This is a genomic window from Mesorhizobium sp. DCY119 (assembly GCF_003590645.1).
In the GTDB taxonomy this organism is placed as follows: domain Bacteria; phylum Pseudomonadota; class Alphaproteobacteria; order Rhizobiales; family Rhizobiaceae; genus Mesorhizobium_M.
Genome location: NZ_CP031834.1, coordinates 3154270 through 3174889, shown reverse-complemented (window position 1 = coordinate 3174889; position 20620 = coordinate 3154270). Strand labels below are relative to the sequence as shown.

Sequence of the window (20620 nt, the reverse complement as noted above, 5' to 3'; positions counted from 1 at the left end):
CATATTTTTTCGGAGCTTGGCAATGTCTCTTTTTTCACCGCTCTCGCTGCCCAATGGTGCGATTATTCCGAACCGCCTCGCCAAGGCGGCGATGGAAGAAAACATGGCGGACGCGGACCACGCGCCGTCCGACGAGTTGATCCGCCTCTATCGCGCCTGGGGTGATGGCGGAGCAGGGCTCATCATTACCGGCAACGTGATGGTCGACCCCCGCGCAATGACGGGGCCCGCGGGCGTTGTGCTGGAGGACGATCGGCACATCGACCGTTTCCGCATCTGGGCTGACGCCGCTCGGGCGAAAGGCGCGCAGGTGTGGATGCAGATCAACCATCCTGGCCGCCAGATGCCGGCATCGATGCAGCAGCCGACGGTTGCCCCGTCGGCGATCGCGCTCGACCTCGGCAAGCAGTCGGGCATGTTCCCGATGCCGCGCGCGATGAGCGCTGAGGATATCGCTGATGTCGTGCGCCGGTTCGCGACGACGGCAGCGCTAGCGGAACGCGCCGGTTTTACCGGCGTCGAAATCCACGCCGCGCATGGATATTTGCTCAGCCAGTTCCTGTCGCCGCTCGCCAATCATCGTACCGACCAATGGGGCGGCAGCCTGGAAAACCGTGCCCGCTTACTGCTCGATATCGTGCGCGCGGCTCGCGCCGCGGTCTCGCCGAGCTTCGCGGTGGCGGTGAAACTGAACTCGGCCGACTTCCAGCGCGGTGGCTTCTCACCCGAGGACGCGCGAGCCGTCGTGACGATGCTCGCGCCGCTCGGCGTGGATCTCGTCGAACTGTCGGGAGGCAGCTATGAGGCGCCGGCGATGATGGGCGCGTCGCGCGACGAGCGCACGCTCGCCCGTGAGGCCTATTTCCTCGAGTTCGCGCGTGACATTGCCGGAGTCGCGACCATGCCGCTGATGGTGACGGGCGGCATCCGGCGCCGTGCCGTTGCGGAAGCGGTGATCGACAGCGGTGTGGCGATGGCCGGGATTGCCACAGCGATCGCGATCCGGCCGGACTTGCCGAACCACTGGTGGCGGGGCGGTGACGATGCACCATCGCTGAAACCGATCACGTGGAAGAACAAGCCACTGGCGTCATCGGCACATATGTCGGCCGTGCGCTACCAGCTCGCCCGGCTGAGTCGGGGCCGCCGGACGGCGCCGAACGTGTCGCCGGTCTGGGCGCTCGTCGGCGCGCAGCTCGAGGCGAGGCGCTGGGCAAGGCAATACCGTCAATGGATCGCCGGTCGCGCGGCTTGACCCTCAACCACAGTTCAACCTCACAAAAGGCGTAGGATGATGGCCGAAGAGTTCACTGAGGTCGAATTTGCCGACCAGAAACTGTTGGTGCCGAGAGGCGGCTATTATGACCGCTTTCGCTCGAATCCTGACCTCAACGAGGTGGTGCGCGACCCAACTGCGGGCAACATCGACTGGTTTCGGCGCATTCCCAAGCAGAAGGTCGAATCGCGCGTCGGCTCGATCTGGGCGCCCAATTTCTATTATCGCGCCAGCACGATTCAGTTGCTGATGACGGCGCCGCTCGAACGCTTGCAAGCAATGCTGCCTATGCCGTTGGAACCGCTGCGCGCGTGGCCGGGACGCGGGCTCGTCGCGCTGACCTTCTTTTCCTACGCGGTCTGCGACAATGACCCTTACGACGAGGTCTCGATCGCGGTGGTCGTCCGCCGCCCCGGCGCAGGCGGTTCCAGCATTGCTGACCTGCTGGGACAGCTGAAGCGACGCAGCTTCTACGCGCATGTGCTGGCATTGCCGGTAACGACCGAGATCGCGCGCGTGCGCGGGGTGTTCGGATATCAGCTGCCAAAATGGCTGACCGGGATTTCGGTCAAGATTGGCGCCGACGTCCGTGCAAGCATCGCTGCAACGGACGGCTCGCCCGACCTGACGCTGGAGGCGCCGCTTCCGAAGTTCACTAAAGTCCCATCACAATCGCGCATGGGCCGCAGCACGATGGTGCATCAGGTCGACGGGCGCTGGCACACCACGACGGTCCAGTCGAACACGCTGTCCTTCGCCCAAAAAACGTTGCCCCGTGAGGTGACGTTGACGCGGCATAGCGGGCCGATGACCGACCTGTTGAATGGACTGGGCGCATCGCGGATATTGCAACTCGACGTCGTGCGCGATGTCCAACTGGTGCTCAACATGCCCGTGCCCCTGAACGCTCCCGGTTTCGCATGATGAGCGCCGTCAACTTGGCCCGAAGCGGCGAGGAGGAGGCTACCGCCGGCATGGCGTCGCTCCTTGCCAGACAGCGTGAAGCGTTCCTGCATGCCGGCGCACCGGACACGCGGGCGCGAAAGGGCGGGCTCCGGCGGTTGCGCGCTGCCATTCTCGCCCACCGCAATGCGCTCAACGAAGCGGTCAGCGCCGATTTCGGGCACCGCTCACACTATGAGACCGAGATCATGGAGATCGTCGTCACAGTACAGGCGATCGACTATCTGCTGCGCAATACGAAGCGCTTCATGAAGCCAGAGCGACGGCATGTCGCGATCTCGTACAAGGCTGGCCGCGCTCATGTCGAATATCAGCCGAGGGGCGTCGTGGGTGTCATGGCGCCCTGGAACTATCCGTTTTCGTTGACGATGATCCCGCTGGCAACCGCGCTGGCGGCCGGCAATCGCGTCATGCTCAAGCCGTCCGAGCTGACGCCGCGCACGAGCCACGTGATCCGGGAGATGCTCGCGGGCGCCTTCGCTCCCGAGGAGGTGGCGGTCGTCCTTGGCGGGCCCGAGGTGGGCGCCGCCTTCAGTGGCCTGGCATTCGATCATCTGCTGTTCACGGGTAGCACCAAGGTCGGACGCCTTGTGATGAAGGCGGCGAGCGACAACCTCGTGCCGTTGACGCTAGAACTCGGCGGGAAGAGTCCCGCGATCGTGGGGCGTGGCGAGGTGACGCCGCGGACAGTCAAGAGCATCGTGTTCGGAAAACTCGCGAACGCCGGCCAGACCTGCATCGCGCCCGACTACCTGTTGCTTCACCACGATGATCTGGAAGCGTTCGTCGCGCTCTTCGACGCCACCGTGGGGGATGCCTATCCCGATGGGCCGACGGGCAAGGACTATAGCTCGATCGTCAGCGACGGCCATTACGACCGCCTGCAGGATCTTATCGAGGGCGCGCGGAAGAACGGTGCGCGCATTGTGGAGGCGGGGAAGAACCCCGGTTCTGCGGCCAGCCGGACGAGGACGATTGCGCCGACGCTCGTCATCGGCGCGCCCGACGACAGCGCGATCATGGAAGAGGAGATTTTTGGCCCGCTTCTGCCCGTGCGCACCTATTCCTCGATCGACGAGGTGATCGATTTCGTGAATGCGCGGCCACGGCCGCTCGCGCTCTACTATTTCGGCCCCGAGGGCGCGGATCGCGCCGCGCTGCTGGCGCGCACAACGTCCGGGAACGTCGGCATCAACAATACCTTGCTGCATATCGCACAAGACGACCTGCCGTTCGGCGGTGTCGGACCCAGCGGGATGGGTGCCTATCACGGCATCGAAGGCTTCCGTGCGATGAGCCATGCGAAGGGCGTGTTCGTTCAGGGCCGCTGGAACTTCGCCAACCTGCTGCGCGCACCTTTCGGCAATCTGACCGACTTCGCGGTTCGATGGGTTCTCGGACGCGCCCGGGAAACATAGACCCCGTCGCAATGGGCAGCAGGACGATGAAAGGATCAGTGAAGAGGTCGTCTCCCTCCGCTTTCCATCGCCATCAGGCAGGTGGGTTGAGCAAGACGATCTTGCCGATATGCGTACCGCTGTCGATCAGGGCGTGCGCCTCCACCGCGTCGGCAAACGCGAACGTGCGATAAATCTCCGGCTTGACGAGACCGTTTGCGATCAGCGGCCAGACGTGCTGCTCGAGCTGGTCGAGAATGGCCTTCTTGTCGTCGTGGCTTCGGGACCGCAGCGTCGTGCCGGAATGGGTGAGGCGCTTAAAAAGCATTGGCCATAGATCGAGATCCTTGGCCGGTCCCTTCAGGACGCTGATTTGCATGATACGGCCATTCATCGCCGCCGAGTCATAGTTGCGTGCAACATAGTCGCCGGCGATGATGTCCAGAATGATGTCGACGCCGGCGCCACCTGTCGCGTTCTTGGCGACGGCAACGAAATCCTCTTCGAGATAATTGACCGCGACGTCGGCGCCGAGACGCAGGCTCGCCTCCTGCTGTGCGGGCGAACTAACGGTCGTGATGATCTTGGACGCGCCGAGTTGGCGCGCCAGCATCGTCGCCGTGGTGCCGATCCCCGACGCGCCGCCATGGATCAGAACGGACTCGCCCGCTTTGAAGCCGCCACGATCGCACAGATTGAGCCAGACGGTCATGAACGTCTCAGGCAACGCCGCCGCTTCGGTGATGCTCAATCCTTTCGGAACAGCGAAAGTGACCTTTTCGTTCGCGATCGCATAATCGGCATAGCCGCCGCCCGTGACCAGCGCTGCGACGAGATCGCCGACGGCAAATGCGGTCACCGATCCGCCAATCGCCGCCACGCGGCCCGCGATTTCCAACCCGGGGATGTCCGAGGCTCCGGGAGGCGGATTGTAGTGGCCCTTTCGCTGAAGAACATCCGGACCGTTTATTCCAGCGGCCTCGACACGAATCAGTATCTCGTCAGAGGCCGGCACGGGCACTGGGCGCGTGCCGGGCTTCAAGACGTCCGGGCCGCCGGGACGGTCGATTTCGATGGCGACCATCGTAGTCGGGATAGCGCCAGTGTCTGTAGCCACGCGAGTTTCCTCAAATCAGAATTGTGAACGACTTGATCAGCCCAATGCATGAGGTCCGCGGACGACCTTTGCGCTACGGGATTGTGTGGGCTTTCAACATGATCGCGGAGGCCTGTACGAACCTCCGCGATCAGGATTGTCAAAGGGGCGAGCCCGGCGCTTGCTTCGTTCGATTATCCGCGAATGAACTTGAGGATGTCGGCGTTGACCACGTCCGCGTTGACCGTGAGCATTCCGTGCGAGAAGCCGGGATAGATGATCAGGGTGCTGTTCTGGAGCAATTTGTCCTGCATGATCGCTGCGCACTTGTAGGGAACGACCTGATCGTCATCACCCTGCATGACCAGGACCGGCACGGTGATAGCCTTCAGATCCTCGGTCTGGTCGGTTTCGGAAAAAGCCTTGATGCCTTCATAGTGCGCCTTCGCGCTGCCCATCATGCCCTGACGCCACCAGTTATCGATCACGCCTTGCGAGGACTTCGCATCGGGGCGGTTGTAGCCGTAGAACGGACCCGCGGGGACGTCGATGAAGAACTGTGCGCGGTTCGCCGCTAGCGCTGCGCGGAAGCCGTCGAACACCTCCACGGGGGTGCCGTCCGGATTACCGTCGGTCTTGAGCATCAGCGGCGGGACCGAACTCACCAGCACCGCCTTGGCGACGCGGCCCTGCGGCTGACCATGCTGCGCGACATAACGCGCGACCTGCCCGCCGCCGGTGGAATGGCCGATATGGATCGCGTTCCTGAGATCTAGATGTTCCGCGACCACGGAAGCATCGGCCGCGTAGTGATCCATGTCGTGTCCGTCGCTTACCTGGCTGGAACGGCCATGCCCCCGTCGATCGTGCGCGACGACGCGATATCCTTCGTTCAGGAAGAACAGCATCTGGTTGTCCCAGTCATCGGCGCTGAGCGGCCAGCCGTGATGGAAGTGGATAGGCTGCGCGTCCTTGGGCCCCCAGTCCTTGAAAAAGATTTCGGTCCCGTCCGCTGCGGTTACAAAAGGCATGTCACGAGTCCTCCGCTATTGTCGTTGGATTGCAATCGTAAGATTAAACCATGGTTTAGGGTCAAGCGCCGATGATGACGCTCACAGCAGGCATGTGGCACCAACTTGAGAAGACGCTATAAGGGGGTAGAATTGGCGCGGGCGAGCAACAAAGCGCGCTCCCTGTCATTGCCGGTCAATTCGGCGGCATGGAGGAACTCGGCGCGAGCGTCCGCGATCTGCCCCAATTTCTCCAAAAGGTCGCCGCGTACCGTTGGCAGCAGATGCGTTTCCTTCAATCGCGGCTCGTCCCTCAGCGCGTCGGCGATAGCGAGGCCCTGGGCTGGTCCGAACGCCATGCCGACCGCCACCGCCCGATTGACCTCGACGATTGGCGACGGTGCCGCCAGAGCAAGTGCCTGGTAATAGGCGGCGATGGCGATCCAGTCAGTGTCAGTGGCGGTCACAGCGCGGGCATGGCAAGCGGCGATCATCGCCTGCAGCAGATAGGGACCAGGTGTCAGCGTCAGGATCATCGCGCGAGGATGATGTCGAGGCGGCAATACGCTTATTCGCGATGGCCATCGCCGGTCGAACGTAGCGATAGCTAGCCGCTGCCAACTATGGGGAAGTCGTGGCAGCCTCGATCGTATAAAAGATACTGTATAAGCCGTTGTTAATATGTGAAAAATTATAAATTTCGTTGAGCGGACTTGGTTTCGAGAGAAAGTGGTACTTTATCATCCCACTTCGATCTACTCGAGATCCCCATAAATCATTGAAAATGTATCATTTTCGTGGCTGTCCGGTATCACGCGTGACCCACAATGCCCGTGGGGTATTGAACGGGATAGTTGTGCATCAGGACGATTGCCGTCGCCGACAGCTCCAGTGCCCGTTTCACCACCTCACGCGGATAGACCGGAGTGTGATCCACAGTGCCGGTCTGCTGCACCTCGTCGGCGATCAGCGCGTTCTTCTTGTCGAGAAACAGGATGCGGAACTGCTCGCGTTCCTCGAACGCCATGGCGGCGCGGCAATATTCCAGCACCTGGCTCCACGATGACAGAACTTCGCGGCCTTTGATTTCACCGCGCGCCATGCGCTGCGCGGCAGCCGCCACGATCTTCAGGTCCATGGCCGCGCCTTCGCCGATATCCTCGACCTCGCGCAGCAGATGCTCAGGCGCGCCGAGGACCTCGGCCAGCGAACCGAACCGCTTCAGCAGCGACTTGGCGCGTTCCTTCGTATCCGCGCGCGGGATGCAGCGGAAAAGCAGCAGCTCCAGGACCTCATAATCGGAAAGGGCCGATGGACCGGCTTCGCGAAACCGTTCGCGCAGGCGCTGGCGATGGCCGAGATAATGCGGCTTCTCATCAATAGGCTTGGCGGATTTCAGAGATTTCGGCGGCTGCTCGGCAAAGAAACCGCGTTCGTCCTCTCGGTCGTCGATCATGCCCGCATTTCCCCGCATGCAGCCGCACGAAGCGGCAAACCCCATGCAGATATTAGGAAGACAAACCGGGCCGGTCGAGTCCTGCGGGCGACAGCGTGAAAATTTCGCAGCCGGTAGCGGTGACGCCGACCGTGTGCTCGTACTGCGCCGACAGTGAGCGGTCGCGGGTGACGGCGGTCCAGCCGTCGGACAGGACCTTCACATGCGGGCGGCCGAGATTGATCATCGGCTCGATGGTGAAGATCATGCCCTCGCGCATTTCGACGCCTTCGTTGACGCTGCCGTAATGCAGGATGTTGGGCGCATCGTGGAAAAGCTGGCCGACGCCGTGGCCGCAGAAATCGCGCACGACCGAGCAGCGCTCGGCCTCGGCAAAGGTCTGGATGGCGGCGCCGATCGCGCCGGTGCGCGCGCCGGGACGGACCGCGTCGATGCCACGCATCAGGCATTCATGGGTGACTTCGAGCAGGCGCTCGGCGGCGCGCTTGATGGTGCCGACCGGGTACATACGGCTGGAATCGCCGTGCCAGCCGTCGAGAATGTAGGTCACATCGATGTTGACGATATCGCCGTCGCGCAGCGGCTTGTCGTCGGGAATGCCGTGGCAGACGACGTGATTGATCGAGGTGCAGGTGGATTTCGTGTAGCCGCGATAGTTCAGCGTCGCGGGCAGGGCGCCATTGTCCATGCCGAATTCGAAGACGAAGCGGTCGATGGCGTTGGTGGTCAGTCCGGGCTCGACCATCGATGCCAGCTCGTCCAGGCAGCGCGCGGTGAGGTTGCAGGCCTTGCGCATACCCTCGAACGCCTCCGCGCCATAGAGGCGGATCTGTCCGGTGTTTCGTGACGGGGCCGTGGCGGCGTCCAGATAGGTGACCATCGATAGAACCTAGAGCTTGCGGATGGCCGAAGGAGCATCGGCCGCGTAAGCCCCTGATGTGACACCGGATTGCGCCGGCTTCAAGCCCCAACCGGGTGGGAATGGCCGAAAGACGCAGGCAAATCAGGCGATTCAACCCCAAAGTTACGTCAGAAATCGGCTTTCGCGTCGGGAACGACGACGAGCTTGCCCACGAAATCCTTGGCGACGAAATCGGCCTGCGCGCGATGAAAGTCGGAGAGCTTGTAGACGCCGCCGACCAGCGGCTTGATCAGACCCTGCTCGATGTAGCGCACGATCCGCCGGAAATCGCCGCGCGTGCCCTGCGAGGAGCCGTGCAGCTGAAGCTGCTTGAGATACATGGTGCGCAGATCGAGCTGCACGACCGGCCCGGCAATCGCACCCGCCGTGGTGTAGCGGCCTTCCGGGCGCAGGATGCGCAAGAGGTCGTTGAAGATCGCGCCGCCGACGAGATCGGCCACGACATCGATGGGCTGGCCGCCGGTCGCCTCGTTCACCGCCGCGATCAGGTCGGGCGCGCCGCGCGTGATGACGGCCTCCGCGCCGATATCCTTGACCGCCTGTCCCTTGCCGGGGCCGACGATCGCGTAGGGAATGGCGCCGCGGGCGCGGGCAAGCTGGACGATGCCCGAGCCGACGCCGCCCGACGCGCCGGTGACCAGCACCCGCTCGCCGGCTTTCAGGCCGGCCCGCTCCAGCATCTGCTCGCCGGTGAGATAGGCGCAGCAGAAGGTGGCAAGCTCGATGTCGGTCATCGCCGTGTCAACGACATGGGCGTTTTCCGCCGGCAGTGCCTGATACTCGGCATAACCGCCGTCGCGGCCGTGGCCCATATAGTCGATGTCGGCGAGGCTATCGTCGTCGCGGTTGTAGATCGAGAAATCGACCATCACGCGCTCGCCGATGCGGGAGGGCGAAACGCTGTCACCGACCGCCACGATCCTGCCGACGCTGTCGGTTCCCTGGATGCGGGGGAAGGTCAGCGTATTGCCTTGCCGGCGCCATGTGGAAACCGCGCCGGCGTCTTCCTCCGTGCCGTATGCGCCCTGACGAACCCAGACGTCGGTGTTGTTCATGCCGCAGGCGGTGACCTCGATCAGCACCTCGCCGGGAGCGGGGGCGGGAACGGGTACGTCCTCGCGATAGACCAGCTTTTCAGGACCACCGTGCCCGGTGAGCAGCACGGCGCGCATGGTGGCGGGGAGGGAGGATGTGGTGGGCATGTTGATGCTTCCTGATTGGTTTTTGCGCTGCCCCTCACCTGCCTGCCGGCATCCTCTCCCCGTATAGTGACGGGGAGAGGAAGGCTGCCCGCGACGCTTCCGCTTCCTTCTTCTCCCCGTTTACGGGGAGAAGGTGCCGGCAGGCGGATGAGGGGCGGCGCTGGCTTTCAAGAACTAGTTATTCGCAAACACGCTCTTCACCGCGTCCGCAGCAGCGGCGATCACCTTATCCGCCTCTTCCCTTGTCAGGCAGAGCGGCGGCGCAAAGCCGAGGATGTCGCCTTGCGGCATGGCGCGGCCGATGACGCCGCGCTCGGCAAGGGCGGTTGCGACCTGCGGGCCTATCTTCTGCGAGGCTTCGAAGAACACCCGGTCATCCTTGTCGGCGACGAATTCCACCGCAGCCAGCATGCCGTCGCCGCGCACTTCGCCGACATGCTTGTGGCCGGCGAGAGCATCCGTGAGGCCCTTGCGGAAATAAGCGCCGGTTTCGCCGGCATTCGTCACCAGATCCAGTTCGTCGATGAGTTCCAGATTGGCAACACCCGCAGCCGCGCAGATCGGATGCGCCGAATAGGTCCAGCCGTGGCCGAGCGCGCCGAGCTTGTCCGAGCCCTGGACGAGCACCTGCCACATCTTGTCCGCGACGATGACGCCCGACAGCGGCGCATAGGCCGAGGTCAGTCCCTTGGCGATGGTGATGAGGTCCGGCTTCATGCCGTAATGGTCGGAGCCGAACATGGTGCCGAGCCGGCCGAAACCGGTGACGACCTCGTCGGCGACCAGCAGGATGTCATATTTCTTCAGCACGGCCTGAATCTTCTGCCAGTAGCCGGCGGGCGGCGGCACGATGCCGCCGGTGCCGAGGATCGGCTCGCCGATGAAGGCGGCAACGGTTTCCGGTCCCTCGGCCAGGATCATTTCCTCGAGCTTGTCAGCACAGTGCTGCGAGAACTGCTCCTCGCTCATCGAACGGTCGGCGCGACGGAAATAGTATGGCGCTTCGGTGTGCAGGATCGGCGCGCGCGGCAGGTCGAAGGCGTTGTGGAAGAGTTCCAATCCCGTGAGCGAGCCGGTCATGACGCCGGAGCCGTGATAGCCGCGCCAGCGCGAGATGATTTTCTTCTTCTCCGGCCGGCCGAGCACGTTGTTGTAGTACCAGATCAGCTTGATGTTGGTTTCGTTGGCGTCCGAGCCGGAGAGGCCGAAATAGACGCGGCTCATGCCGGCGGGCGCGCGGTCGATGATCATCTTGGAAAGCCGGATCGAGGCTTCCGTGCCGTGGCCGACATAGGCGTGGTAATAGGCGAGGTTCTTTGCCTGCTCGGCGATCGCATCGGCGATCTTCTGGCGGCCATAGCCGACATTGACGCAGTAGAGCCCGGCGAAGGCATCGAGGCTGCGCTTGCCCGTGGTGTCGGTGATGTAGACGCCTTCACCGCCGGCAATCACGCGCTGGGGCGATTCCCCGCGCGCATGGGTGCCCATATGGGTCGAGGGATGGAAGAAGTGGTCGCGATCCCAGGCGGCGAGTTCGTTCGACTGTTCGAGCATGGCAGTTTTCCTTGCGTGATTGTTTCAGGCTGCGTCGAGGCAGAGATATTTGAGTTCGGTAAAAGCCTCCAGCCCGTGGCGGGAGCCTTCGCGGCCGAGGCCGGACTGTTTGACGCCACCGAAGGGGATCGGCGCGCCGGTGATCTTTACACGGTTGATGGCGACCATGCCGTATTCCAGCGCGCGGCCGAGCCGCAGCTGCCGCGCACCATTTTCGGTGACGACATAGGCGACGAGGCCGTATTCGGTGTCGTTGGCGCGGGCGATCACTTCGTCCTCGGTGTCGAATGGCGTGACGGCAGCGACCGGTCCAAAAGTTTCCTCGCGCATGATGAGCGCATTGTCGGTGAGGTCCGTGAGCAGGGTCGGCTGATAAAACAGTGCGCCGGGCTCGATGCGCTTGCCGCCGGTCAGGCAACGCGCGCCGCGTTTTATGGCGTCGGCAACCTGTTCCTCGACCTTGGTGACGGCGCGCTCATGCATAAGCGGGCCGATGTCGACGCCGTCGCTCAGGCCGTCGCCGACCTTGAGTGCTGCGATGCGCTCGGCGAATTTGGTGCAGAAGGCATCATAGACGGAGCGTTGCACATAGATGCGGTTGGCGGCCAGGCAATCCTGCCCGGAGGTCGCGAATTTGGCGTCGATGGCGATTTTCACGGCACGATCCAGATCGGCATCATCGAAGACGATCAACGGTGCGTGCCCGCCGAGTTCCATGACGAGGCGTTTCATGGTCGGGGCGCATTGGGCGGCGATCAGCCGGCCGATCTCTGTCGAGCCAGTGAAGCTGAGCGCGCGAACCCGTGCATCCTCGCAAAGCCTGCCGACGATGGTCGCGGCATTGCCGGTGACGATGTTGAACACGCCGACCGGCAGGCCGGCGCGCTCGCCAAGTTCGGCCAATGCGAGCGCTGAAAGCGGCGTTTCGGAGGAGGGGTGGGCAACGATGGTGCAGCCGGCGGCGAGTGCGGCGGCAGCCTTGCGGGTCAGCATTGCTGATGGGAAATTCCAAGGCGTGACGACGCCGACGACGCCAAGCGGCTCGCGGCGAACGATCATCTCAGCGTTGGGCAAATGGCTGGTGACGCTCTCCGCGTTGAGGCGCTTTGCCTCCTCGGCGTACCATTCGATGAAGGATGCGGCATAGTCGATTTCGCCAAGGGATTCGGCGAGCGGCTTGCCCTGTTCCAGCGTCATGATCAGGGCGAGGTCTTCCTTCGCAGCGATGATCAGCTCGAACCATTTTCGCAAGATCGCCGAGCGCTGCTGCGGCAGAAGCGAACGCCAGGCGGGGAAAGCGCGGCTGGCTGCATCGATGGCTTGCGAGGTCTGGGCGGCATCCAGCGAGGCAACCCAGGCGAAGGTCTGGCCATTCGAGGGATTGCGCACCTCGAAGGTCTGGCCGGTTTCGGCAGCCGTCCAGTGTCCGTCGACATAGGCGAGTTCGCGCAGCAGGCGGCGGTCGGCAAGGCGATCGAGGGCATCCTGTCGATGGGCGCGAGCGAATTGGGCGGGCATCGGGTTCCTCCGAAGTTGTTCACCCGGAGGGTAGGCGCGGCGGACCGGAGAAAGAGACTTTTCCGGGGGACGCCAGGAGAGAGATTGTCTAGCGCGGCGCTCGTTGCCAGAGAGATCGACTATTGGCTGGCGTCCGGCGGCAGCAATTCCTCGAGCGGCAGCGCGGTCTCTTCCTTCACCGTCTTGATGACGATGTAGGTGAAGTAGCGGTCGATGCCGAGCTCGCGCTCCAGGAGGCCGTCGACCAGCCGCTGATAGGCATCGATGTCGCGCGCCATGACCTTCAGCACATAGTCGACGCCGCCGCCGACCGACCAGCAGGCGACGATTTCGGGAATGTCGCGGATCGCGCGCTCGAAACGGTCGAAATCGGCCTGCCGGTGCGCGCCGAGCGTCACCTCCATCAGCACCGTGGCGACAGGTGCCACCAGCCGCATGGCGAGTTTGGCGTGATAGCCGGTGACGATGCCGGCTTTCTCAAGCTTGCGCAGCCGCATCCAGCATGGTGTCGGCGACAGGCCGACCCGCTCGGCAAGCGCCAGCTTGGTGATGCGCCCGTCGCGCTGGATCGCATCGAGAATGCGCAGATCGATCGGATCGAGTTTTATCGAGGACATGGCTTGCCTGTGAATTCCGTCGATGGACCATGACCGCGCATTTTTTCGATTGTCAATTGCACTGATTATGGTCTCATATAAATCATGACATTCTGGCGCCCGGATCCTGCCCTCATTCGCCGCCCCGCCTATCTTTCGCTTGCCGAACAGATTGCGCGGGCGATCCATGATGGACGCCTTGAAAGCGGGGCAAGATTGCCGACGCATCGGCGCATGGCCGACGACCTGAAACTCTCTGTCCAGACCGTCAGCCGCGCCTATGAGGAGCTTATACGGCGCGGGCTGATCTCGGGCGAGATCGGGCGCGGCAGTTTCGTGCAGACGCAGCGCAAGGAGCCGGACCCACCCTATCTGCCGGAGCGGCTTGGCGAAGTGATCGACCTGTCGATCCTGAAACCCGTCTGCGAGCCGATGCATCTGGAGAAGATGAAGCAGGCGCTGGGCTGGCTTTCGGAGAATTTGACATCGAGCGCGGCGTTATCGTTCCGACCGAACGTTGTGTTCCCGCGCCATCGCGCCATTGCCGCGGACTGGCTGCGGGGCTGCGGGCTGGAGGTTTCGCCCCAAAATATCAGCATCACCAATGGTGCGACCGCCGGCATGACGGTCGCGCTGATGAGTGTCGCGCCGCCCGGTTCGATCGTCGCCACCGAGGCGATTGGCCACCATACGCTGATACCGCTTGCGACCTATCTCGGCTTCGACCTGGAAGGGCTGGCGATCGACGACGAGGGCATGATCCCCGAAGCGCTTGACGAAGCTTGCCGGAAATCGCCGATCCGGGCCGTTTTCGTGCAACCTTCGGTCATCAATCCGACGGCAACGCTGATGGGCTCGGTGCGGCGTTCGCAAATCGCCGAGGTCGCGCGCAGGCACGATATCGCGATCATCGAGAACGATGTACTCGGGCCGCTGGTGCAGGATCGCGCGCCGCCGATGGCCTATTTCGCACCCGAACGCACGCTTTACGTCACCAGCTTCACCAAGATCGTCGTGCCGGGCCTGCGCGTCGGCTATCTGGTCGCGCCGGACCGTTATGTCGCTGCCGTCGCCAACCGTCATCTCGTCTCGAACTGGATGGCGACGCCCATGGTGGTCGAGATCGCCTCGCGCTGGGTGGCGGACGGGACAGCCATGGAACTGGTTCGCTGGCAGCGCGAAGCGCTTCGCCGCCGCCACGAGATCGCGACCGAGATGCTGGGCGGTGTCGGCTATTTGGCGCATCGTGACAGCCTGCACATCTGGCTGCCGCTGCCCGACCAGCGCACGGAGGAGGGGTTCGTCTCGCAGGCGCGGCTTCAGGGCGTTGCCATTGCGCCCGGGGTTTCATTCCGCATCTCGCAGGAAGAGTGGCAGCCGGCAGTGCGCATCTCGCTCGGCTCGACGACCGAAGGCGAATTGCGGGCAGGGCTGGGCGTGGTGGCTAAGTTGCTGCTCGGCGATCCTGAATTGCTGCTGCTGGCGATTTAGACAAAATGCCTTGAAATCCAGCATATTTCGAAAAATTGTCATGATATTATTTTATGAATTGACATGATTTCATAAACTCCCCATCGTTTGGGCATTCGCTTCTCCCAACAGGAGAGACACATGTCCCAGCCTATCATCAAGATCGACGGCATCACCAAGAGCTTCGGCTCGTTCAAGGTGCTCGACGGCCTCTCGCTGGAGGTCAAGCCGGCTGAGAAGCTGGCGCTGATCGGCCCGTCCGGTTCCGGCAAGACGACGATCCTGCGCATCCTGATGACGCTGGAAAGCATCGATGGCGGCCATATCCAGATCGACGGCGAGCATCTCTACCACATGGAGCGCAACGGCCAGTTGCTGCCGGCCGACGAGCGGCATCTGGCCAGAATGCGCCAGAAGATCGGCATGGTCTTCCAGCTGTTCAACCTGTTTCCGCACAAATCCGTCATCGAGAATGTCACGCTGGCGCCGATGCTGACCAAGGGCGTGAAAAAAGCCGACGCCGAAAAGCGGGCGATGGAACTGCTCGACATGGTCGGCATGGCCGACAAGGCGAAATCGATGCCGGCGCAGCTTTCCGGCGGCCAGAAGCAGCGCGTGGCGATTGCCCGCGCGCTGGCGCTGTCGCCCAAGATCATGCTGTTCGACGAAGTCACCTCCGCACTCGACCCGGAACTGGTCGAGGAAGTGCTGAACGTCATGCGCAAGCTGGCGGCCGAGACCGACATGACGATGCTGCTGGTGACGCATGAAATGGGCTTTGCCCATGATTTCGCCGACCGCGTGCTGTTTTTCGATCGCGGCAAGATCGTTGAGGAAGGCAAGCCCGACGACATCTTCCGCCATCCCAAGCAGGAACGCACGCAGGCATTCCTCAGAAAGATCATAGCGGCCGGACACCGCGTCTGACCGCAATGCATGGGCGGCGGGGCCGCTCGAAATACAACCACAAGAAACGAAATGGAGCTGGGAACTATGAACAAGATCAAGGTTTTATTGGCAGGAACGGCCTGCGTGGTCGCGCTTGCTGCCTTTGTCGCGACTGGGCCGGTTTCGGCTGACGACAGCAAGCTGGAGCAGCTGAAGGCGCAGGGCTTTGCCCGCATCGCCATCGCCAACGAGCCACCTTTCACCGCGGTCGGCGCAGACGGCAAGGTTTCGGGCGCGGCCCCCGACGTGGCGCGTGAAATCTTCAAGCGCCTCGGCGTCGCCGATGTCGTGGCCTCCATCTCGGAATATGGCGCGATGATCCCTGGCTTGCAGGCCGGCCGCCATGATGCGGTCACCGCCGGGCTTTTCATGAAGCCTGAGCGCTGTGCTGCAGTCGCTTACTCCGAGCCAGTGCTGTGCGACGCCGAAGCCTTCCTCTTGAAGAAGGGCAACCCGAAGGGTTTCCAGAGCTATGCCGACATCGCCAAGGACCCGTCGGGCACGATCGGGGCGCCGGGCGGCGGCACCGAGGAAAAGCTGGCGCTCGAAGCCGGCGTGCCGCGTGACCGCGTCATCGTCGTTCCGGACGGCCAGAGCGGCCTGAAGATGCTGCAGGACGGCCGCATCGACGCCTATTCGCTGCCGGTTCTGTCGATCAACGATCTCGTCAAGAAGGCCAACGACCCGAGCCTCGAAGTCGTTGCTCCAGTCGTCGGCGCGCCGGTCTATTGCGATGGCGCCGCCTTCAAGAAGGGCGACGAAGCTTTGCGCGATGCCTTCGACGTGGAGCTCGCCAAGCTGAAGGAATCCGGCGAATTCGCCAAGATCATCGAGCCCTACGGCTTCTCGGCCAAGGCAGCGATGTCGACGACGCGCGAAAAGCTCTGCTCGGCAAAGTAAGGCGCCATCTTCCTTCTCCCCGCAAGCGGGGAGAAGGTGGCTCGAAGAGCCGGATGAGGGGCAGCACCACACTCTGCCAGGTTCACGCCGCCCCTCATCTGCCTGCCGGCATCTTCTCCTCGTGAACGGGGAGAAGGGGCTGAAAAACCGCCCCTGCGCGAAATCACGATCTGGGAAACCGCTGAATTCATGATCGACTGGTCCGGATATCTAGGCCTCATCCTGCAAGGCGCCGTCGTTACCGTCGAACTGACGGTAATGGGCTCGGCGCTGGCGCTGGTGATGGCCTTCGTCGCGGGGCTCGGCCGCCTGTCGCGCTTCTGGGCGGTGCGGGCGCTGGCCACGACCTATATCGAGTTTTTCCGCGGCACCTCGATCTTCGTCCAGCTTTTCTGGGCCTATTTCGTGCTGCCGTTCATGGGCATCACGCTGACGCCGTTGCAGGCGGGCGTGCTGGCGCTGGGCCTGAATGTCGGCGCCTATGGTGCCGAAGTGGTGCGCGGCGCGGTGCAGTCCATCGGCCGCGAGCAATATGAAGCCTGCGTTGCGCTCAATCTCGGCCGCTGGCAGGCGATGCGCCACGTCATCCTGCCGCAGGCGTTTCTCCTGATGCTGCCGACCTTCGGCAACAATGCGATCGAGCTTCTGAAGGCGACCGCCGTCGTCTCGCTGATTTCGCTGACAGACATGACCTTTCAGGCGCAGGTGGTGCGCGCCCAGACCGGCAATACGCTGGTGCCTTTCACCACCATTTTGATCCTCTACTTCGCCATCGCCTGCGTGATTTCCTACGGCATGCGCGCGCTCGAACGGCGCATGGCACGCGGCCTCGACGGCGTGAGGAGCTGACATGGAGTGGGATTGGGATTTCGTCTGGCAGATCATGCCGACCCTTATCCAGGGCGTGAAGATCACTATTCTGGCGACGCTGCTCGGCTCTGTGCTGGCGGCGGTCGTCGGGCTCGGCATTGCACTGGCGCGCCGCTCGCCGAACAAGCTGCTGTCGCGGCCGGTCGGCTTTCTCGCCGAGTTCATTCGCGGCACGCCGCTTCTGGTCCAGCTCTATTTCATCTTCTACGTGCTGCCCGATATCGGCATCACGCTGTCGCCAATGGTGGCGGGCGTGATCGGGCTTGGGCTGCATTACGGTACCTACACGGCGGAAGTTTACCGCGCCGGCATCGACAATGTGCCGCGCGGCCAGTGGGAGGCGGCGAAGGCCTGTAATCTGAGCGCGCGCCAGACCTGGATGCAGATCATCCTGCCGCAGGCTCTGCCGCCGATGATCCCGGCGCTGGCGAACTATTTCATCGCCATGTTCAAGGAAACGCCGCTGCTCTCGGCCATCACCGTGCTGGAACTGATGAACCAGGCCAAGAGCGTCGCCAATTCCAGCTACCGCTATGTCGAGCCGATCACCATGGTCGGCGCATTCTTCCTCATCATCAGCCTGATCTCGGTCTTCGCATTGCGCTGGCTGGAACGGCGGTATGGGCGGATAGGTTGAAGATCATGAAACCATTGCCCGAAATCAGGATGAGCCAGGCGCGCCCGATGCTCGACGATCGCCCGATGGCGAAGCGTGTCGGCCTGATCGCGCTTGCGACCGACCACACCTCGGAGGTCGATTTCCAGCGCATGGTCGCCGGTCCACGCATCGGCGTCTATGTCGCCCGCATCGACTACGCCAATCCGACGACGCCGGAAAACCTGCGCAAGATGCAGCCGTCGCTGACCGAAGGCGCAAGGCTGATCCTGCCGGGCGAGGAACTCGACGCGATCTGCTATTCCTGCACCTCCGCTTCGGCGGTGATCGGCGACGACGAAATAACGGCGGCAATCCAGGCGGCAAAGCCCGGTGTGCCGGTCGTTACGCCGACCCTGGCCAGCGTGCGCGGCCTGCGGGCGCTCGGCGTCGGCAAGATCAGCGTGCTGACGCCCTATACGGTCGAGACGAGCCGGCCGATGGCGGCTTACTTTGCCGGCCACGGTTTTGAGCTCGTCAACTTCACCTGCCTTGGTTTCGACGACGATCGCGAGATGGCGCGGATACCGCCTGCGCTGCTGATCGAGCTGGCGCGCGATGCCATCGCGCCGGGTGCGGAAGCGCTGTTCATTTCCTGCACGGCTCTGCGGGCTGCTGGCGTCGCTGCCGATATCGAGAAGGCGATCGGCAGGCCTGTCGTTACCAGCAATCTCGCCAGCGCCTGGAACTGTCTGCGCCTGTGCGGAGACGACAAAGCGCATCCAGAACTCGGCCGGCTGATGACCATGCCGCTGGCGGCAGACTGATTTGCCATGACTGATTTCGTTACCCTTCACGACATCCAGACCGCGCGTTCACACATCGCCGGCAAGATCGTCCACACGCCCACCGTGCAGTCCGTAGCGCTGTCGGAGATCGCCGGCGTGCCGGTTTTCCTGAAGCTCGAGCATCGCCAGACAACCGGTGCATTCAAATTGCGCGGCGCATCCAACGCCGTTGCAATGCTTTCGGATAACGAAAGAAAGCGCGGCGTGGTGGCTGCATCGACCGGAAACCATGGCCGCGCGCTGGCCTATGCCGCCTCGCTGGAAGGCATTCGCGCGATCATCTGCATGTCCAGCCTGGTGCCGCAGAACAAGGTCGATGAAATCCGCAGGCTGGGTGCCGAGATACGCATCGTTGGAAAATCCCAGGACGACGCGCAGGAAGAGGTTGACCGTCTGGTGGCTGGAAGGCAACTTGTGATGGTACCGCCGTTCGATCATTCGGCGGTCATCGCGGGTCAGGGAACCATCGGGCTGGAAATGCTCGACGACGTGCCGGACACCGTGACGGTGGTGGTGCCGGTTTCGGGCGGGGGGCTTGGAGCCGGCATCGCCGCTGCCGTCAAGGGCCTCAAACCTTCCATAAAAGTCGTCGGCGTCTCTATGGAACGCGGCGCGGCGATGAAGGCGAGCTTCGACGCTGGCCGGCCGGTGCTGGTAAAGGAAATGCAGAGCCTTGCCGATTCGCTAGGCGGCGGCATCGGCCTCGACAACCGCATGACATTTGCGATGTGCCGCGACCTGCTCGACGATCTGGTGCTGCTGTCCGAAGACGAGATCGCAACCGGGATCCGGCATGCCTATGCGGTCGAGCGCGAGATCGTCGAAGGGGCAGCGGCAGTCGGCATCGGCGCGCTGCTTGCCGGCAAGATCAAATCGAGCGGCCCGGTCGTCTTGGTCCTGTCCGGACGCAATATCGACATGGAATTGCACCGGAAGATCGTCTGCGGCGAGCGCGACCCGTTTGCGGAGATCGCCGCATGAGCCGCATGACCATCCTCACCGAAGCCGATCTGCGCAAGATCGTCACGCTCGATCTGGAAGCGGTCGCCTGCGTCGAAAACGCTTTCCATGCGCTGGCGACGAAAGCGGTCGCCATGCCGCCGATCCTGCGGCTCGACATTCCCGAGCATCGCGGCGAGGTCGACGTGAAGACGGCCTATGTGCCGGGCATCGACGGATTTGCCATCAAAATCAGCCCCGGCTTCTTCGACAATCCCAAGCTCGGCCTGCCGAGCCTCAACGGCATGATGGTGCTGCTCTCAGTGCGAACCGGTCTGGTCGAGGCGCTGCTGCTCGACAATGGCTACCTCACCGACGTGCGCACCGCCGCTGCCGGTGCTGTCGCGGCAAAGCATCTGGCGCGCGAGGATTCGCAAATTGCTGCGATTTTTGGCGCAGGCGTTCAGGCCGGTTTGCAGCTTGAGGCACTCACACTGGTGCGCCCGATAAGGGAAGCGCGCATCTGGGCGCGCGATCTGGGCAAGGCCGAGATCGCGGCGCAGCAGTTTGCCGAACGCCTTGGAATTGTGGTGCGCGCCGAACCCGACGCCGAAAAGGCCGTTGCGGGCGCCGACATCATCGTCACCACCACGCCTTCCGACCGTCCGATCCTGAAAGCCGAATGGCTGGAGCCGGGGCAGCATATCACCGCCATGGGTTCGGATTCCGAGCACAAGAACGAACTCGATCCCGCAATCATTGCCAAGGCCGATCTCTACGTCGCCGACAGGCTGAGCCAGACGCGGCTGCTGGGCGAACTGCATCACGCGATCAAGGCAGGACTGGTTGTGGAGAGCGCGGTGTTTGCCGAACTCGGCGAGGTGATCGCGAAAGCGAAGCCGGGCCGCGCGTCGGATCGGCACATCACTGTCGCCGACCTGACCGGCACAGGCGTGCAGGACACGGCAATCGCTACGCTGGCAAGCGAGCGCGCCAAGGCGGCAGGTGCCGGCGCTACATTCGAAAGCTGATTTTGGCCATCGGCCCAAAAACACGAGGA

General features: G+C 63.1%; 19 protein-coding genes and 1 pseudogene. 11 read left to right on the top strand and 9 right to left on the bottom strand.

Features of this window, described 5'->3' with window-relative positions; all coding sequences use genetic code 11:
• Positions 1 to 22 precede the first annotated feature (22 nt).
• The 3 genes from DZG07_RS15530 to DZG07_RS15520 are packed head-to-tail and all read left to right on the top strand — an operon-like array spanning position 23 to position 3657.
• A complete protein-coding gene (locus DZG07_RS15530; protein WP_119818413.1) occupies positions 23 to 1255 on the top strand; it encodes an NADH:flavin oxidoreductase/NADH oxidase family protein in 1233 nt (410 codons plus the stop codon).
• 39 nt (positions 1256 to 1294) lie between these two features.
• Complete coding sequence (locus DZG07_RS15525) at positions 1295 to 2200, top strand: acetoacetate decarboxylase family protein (protein WP_119821778.1); 906 nt, start codon at positions 1295 to 1297, stop codon at positions 2198 to 2200.
• 50 nt (positions 2201 to 2250) lie between these two features.
• Positions 2251 to 3657, top strand: coding sequence for a coniferyl aldehyde dehydrogenase (locus tag DZG07_RS15520; protein ID WP_119821776.1), 1407 nt, complete (start codon positions 2251 to 2253; stop codon positions 3655 to 3657).
• Positions 3658 to 3730: 73 nt separating this feature from the next.
• Here DZG07_RS15520 and DZG07_RS15515 read toward each other — a convergent pair whose 3' ends face one another.
• The 9 genes and pseudogenes from DZG07_RS15515 to DZG07_RS15475 form a co-directional block, all read right to left on the bottom strand.
• Complete coding sequence (locus tag DZG07_RS15515; protein WP_119818412.1) at positions 3731 to 4720, bottom strand: NAD(P)H-quinone oxidoreductase; 990 nt, start codon at positions 4718 to 4720, stop codon at positions 3731 to 3733.
• Between the two features lie 206 nt (positions 4721 to 4926).
• On the bottom strand, positions 4927 to 5763 hold the full coding sequence (locus DZG07_RS15510; RefSeq protein ID WP_119818410.1) for an alpha/beta hydrolase: 837 nt from the start codon (positions 5761 to 5763) through the stop codon (positions 4927 to 4929).
• Positions 5764 to 5879: 116 nt separating this feature from the next.
• Positions 5880 to 6284: pseudogene (locus DZG07_RS15505) on the bottom strand (RNA polymerase subunit sigma-24); the annotation flags it as partial.
• Positions 6285 to 6553: 269 nt separating this feature from the next.
• Positions 6554 to 7198 carry a DNA repair protein RadC gene (gene radC, locus DZG07_RS15500; protein ID WP_119821774.1) on the bottom strand — a complete coding sequence of 215 codons (645 nt, stop codon included), beginning with the start codon at positions 7196 to 7198 and terminating at the stop codon, positions 6554 to 6556.
• Between the two features lie 52 nt (positions 7199 to 7250).
• A complete protein-coding gene (gene map / locus DZG07_RS15495) occupies positions 7251 to 8078 on the bottom strand; it encodes a type I methionyl aminopeptidase (RefSeq protein WP_119818408.1) in 828 nt (275 codons plus the stop codon).
• 149 nt (positions 8079 to 8227) lie between these two features.
• Complete coding sequence (locus tag DZG07_RS15490; protein WP_119818406.1) at positions 8228 to 9322, bottom strand: alcohol dehydrogenase family protein; 1095 nt, start codon at positions 9320 to 9322, stop codon at positions 8228 to 8230.
• A 174-nt stretch (positions 9323 to 9496) separates the two neighbouring features.
• Positions 9497 to 10876: an aspartate aminotransferase family protein gene (locus DZG07_RS15485; protein ID WP_119818404.1), complete on the bottom strand. Its 1380-nt coding sequence runs from the start codon at positions 10874 to 10876 to the stop codon at positions 9497 to 9499.
• A 24-nt stretch (positions 10877 to 10900) separates the two neighbouring features.
• On the bottom strand, positions 10901 to 12394 hold the full coding sequence (locus tag DZG07_RS15480) for an NAD-dependent succinate-semialdehyde dehydrogenase (RefSeq protein ID WP_119818402.1): 1494 nt from the start codon (positions 12392 to 12394) through the stop codon (positions 10901 to 10903).
• Positions 12395 to 12513: 119 nt separating this feature from the next.
• Positions 12514 to 13011 (bottom strand): Lrp/AsnC family transcriptional regulator, encoded by a 498-nt coding sequence (locus tag DZG07_RS15475; protein WP_091917837.1) that lies wholly within the window; start codon positions 13009 to 13011, stop codon positions 12514 to 12516.
• Positions 13012 to 13095: 84 nt separating this feature from the next.
• Between DZG07_RS15475 and DZG07_RS15470 the strand changes: the two genes are divergently transcribed.
• The 8 genes from DZG07_RS15470 (at position 13096) to eutC (ending at position 20591) form a co-directional block, all read left to right on the top strand.
• A complete protein-coding gene (locus tag DZG07_RS15470; RefSeq protein WP_119818400.1) occupies positions 13096 to 14481 on the top strand; it encodes a PLP-dependent aminotransferase family protein in 1386 nt (461 codons plus the stop codon).
• Between the two features lie 120 nt (positions 14482 to 14601).
• A complete protein-coding gene (gene ehuA / locus DZG07_RS15465) occupies positions 14602 to 15387 on the top strand; it encodes an ectoine/hydroxyectoine ABC transporter ATP-binding protein EhuA (RefSeq protein ID WP_119818398.1) in 786 nt (261 codons plus the stop codon).
• Between the two features lie 66 nt (positions 15388 to 15453).
• On the top strand, positions 15454 to 16308 hold the full coding sequence (ehuB, locus tag DZG07_RS15460) for an ectoine/hydroxyectoine ABC transporter substrate-binding protein EhuB (RefSeq protein ID WP_119818395.1): 855 nt from the start codon (positions 15454 to 15456) through the stop codon (positions 16306 to 16308).
• A gap of 189 nt (positions 16309 to 16497) precedes the next feature.
• Entirely contained in the window at positions 16498 to 17157 is a 660-nt protein-coding gene (gene ehuC / locus DZG07_RS15455; protein WP_119818392.1) for an ectoine/hydroxyectoine ABC transporter permease subunit EhuC, read from the top strand.
• Between the two features lies 1 nt (position 17158).
• On the top strand, positions 17159 to 17815 hold the full coding sequence (gene ehuD, locus DZG07_RS15450) for an ectoine/hydroxyectoine ABC transporter permease subunit EhuD (RefSeq protein WP_119818389.1): 657 nt from the start codon (positions 17159 to 17161) through the stop codon (positions 17813 to 17815).
• A 5-nt stretch (positions 17816 to 17820) separates the two neighbouring features.
• Positions 17821 to 18600, top strand: a complete 780-nt coding sequence (eutA, locus tag DZG07_RS15445) for an ectoine utilization protein EutA (protein WP_119821772.1) — start codon at positions 17821 to 17823, stop codon at positions 18598 to 18600.
• 6 nt (positions 18601 to 18606) lie between these two features.
• On the top strand, positions 18607 to 19602 hold the full coding sequence (eutB, locus tag DZG07_RS15440; protein WP_119818386.1) for a hydroxyectoine utilization dehydratase EutB: 996 nt from the start codon (positions 18607 to 18609) through the stop codon (positions 19600 to 19602).
• Positions 19599 to 20591 carry an ectoine utilization protein EutC gene (gene eutC, locus DZG07_RS15435; protein ID WP_119818383.1) on the top strand — a complete coding sequence of 331 codons (993 nt, stop codon included), beginning with the start codon at positions 19599 to 19601 and terminating at the stop codon, positions 20589 to 20591. The genes eutB and eutC overlap by 4 nt, the downstream gene beginning before the upstream one ends.
• Positions 20592 to 20620 lie beyond the last annotated feature (29 nt).